This is a genomic window from Synechococcus sp. R6-10 (assembly GCF_047461815.1).
Classification (GTDB): Bacteria; Cyanobacteriota; Cyanobacteriia; order Thermostichales; family Thermostichaceae; genus Thermostichus.
In genome coordinates this window covers 1-1,256 of sequence record NZ_JANSHW010000589.1, presented here as the reverse complement: position 1 = coordinate 1,256, position 1,256 = coordinate 1, and the positions used below count along the sequence as shown (strand labels likewise).

The 1,256-nt window shown below is 57.1% G+C and carries 2 protein-coding genes; one reads left to right on the top strand and one right to left on the bottom strand.

Translation table 11 applies throughout. The features are described from left to right. Nucleotides 1-94 precede the first annotated feature (94 nt). A complete protein-coding gene (locus NW837_RS14200) occupies nt 95-406 on the top strand; it encodes an alpha/beta fold hydrolase (RefSeq protein WP_414332241.1) in 312 nt (103 codons plus the stop codon). A gap of 157 nt (nt 407-563) precedes the next feature. On the opposite strand, the gene NW837_RS14195 is transcribed toward NW837_RS14200, so the two are convergent. Next, nucleotides 564-1,256: PRC-barrel domain-containing protein (locus NW837_RS14195; protein WP_414332240.1), on the bottom strand; the 693-nt coding region annotated here is incomplete at its 5' end.

Here is a 1,256-nt window from a genome sequence, read left to right as displayed (position 1 = left end):
AATCCGTACTGAACATATTATACATTATTTTCAGTATAGTTGAGCTTATTATTGACTAGAGTCATGCTCCCCCAGCTACGCCCTGGATGAGGCGGTGGTGGACTACTATTACCGGGCAGCTCACCAAGCGGGGGCTCAATTTGCCCCCCGTTCTTTTCTCACCGGCAAGCTCAACTTGCCCATCGAAGACGACTTTCGCGTGGTGACCAAGCCCATGGTTCTGGTCTGGGGAGAACAGAACCGCCTCACCGGCCCAGAACAGGCAGAGCGATATCGCACCTTGCGCCCGGAGGTGCCGATATACCGGTTGCCAGGAGCTGCTTTTCCGCACATTGAAGCGCCGCAGACCTTTTTGTCGGTGGCTTTGCGCTTCTTGGCCGAAGCCGATCCTGCCCTGCCGGGATAGACAGATGGGGGATCCCTTTGCCCCTTGGCAGAAAAAAGTGGGAGATTGACGCAAGAAGCAGCCCTGACATCAGGGGGAACGACCGTACTCTCGGCTGACGCGACCACCCCCAGCCACTTCCCTGAGGGGAAAGGGGAGTTGGTACGAGTCCGGCAACTTAAGTGGGCTCCCCGGCCTTATCTTCCCAGGGATCACCATCCACAGGAGTGGAGCTGGAAGGAGGAGGGGCAGGCTCAGAAGGAGGGGCCTCTTCTTTGGCATACTCCTGTTCCCAAGCCGGTTGTTCGGGGGCGGGTGCGGGCTCAGGTGGACGAGGACGCACAGGCTGCGGCTCAGGTTCAGGCTCTTCTTCTGCGTAAACGTCTTCTTCTTCGGCTTCGTATTCCTCGTCGTATTCTTCTTCGTAATCTTCCTCGACGGCGGAACTCTCGACAGCACTGGGCAGGGCAGGAGCAGGGCTAACTCCGGCTTCCCAAGGGGGCTTGCCGATTCCCAGGGTTTCCAAAATCCCCTTGGCCAGTTGGGTTAGGCGGGTCTCAGCGCCATCGGCAACAATAAGGCGATCCCCGCCCACAGAGACAATCTCGTCAGTGGAGAGCAGATAGGTGCTGAGGATAAAGCCAGGTAAAAAGGTGAGGCCAAGGTTGGAGAGCACCAAGCCCGTGATGATGCCGGAGACGGAGTTAAACTCAAAATCCTTAACTTTGCCGAGGCGGATCCCTTCCTCGGTTACCACCTCGCTGCCAACCACGCGACTCAGGCCCTCCAAATCCAAGTTATCGAAAACTTCTTCGCTGGGGACAAGAACTGCATCCTGACCCAACGCTGTTACTTGCCGCAGCTCCATCAA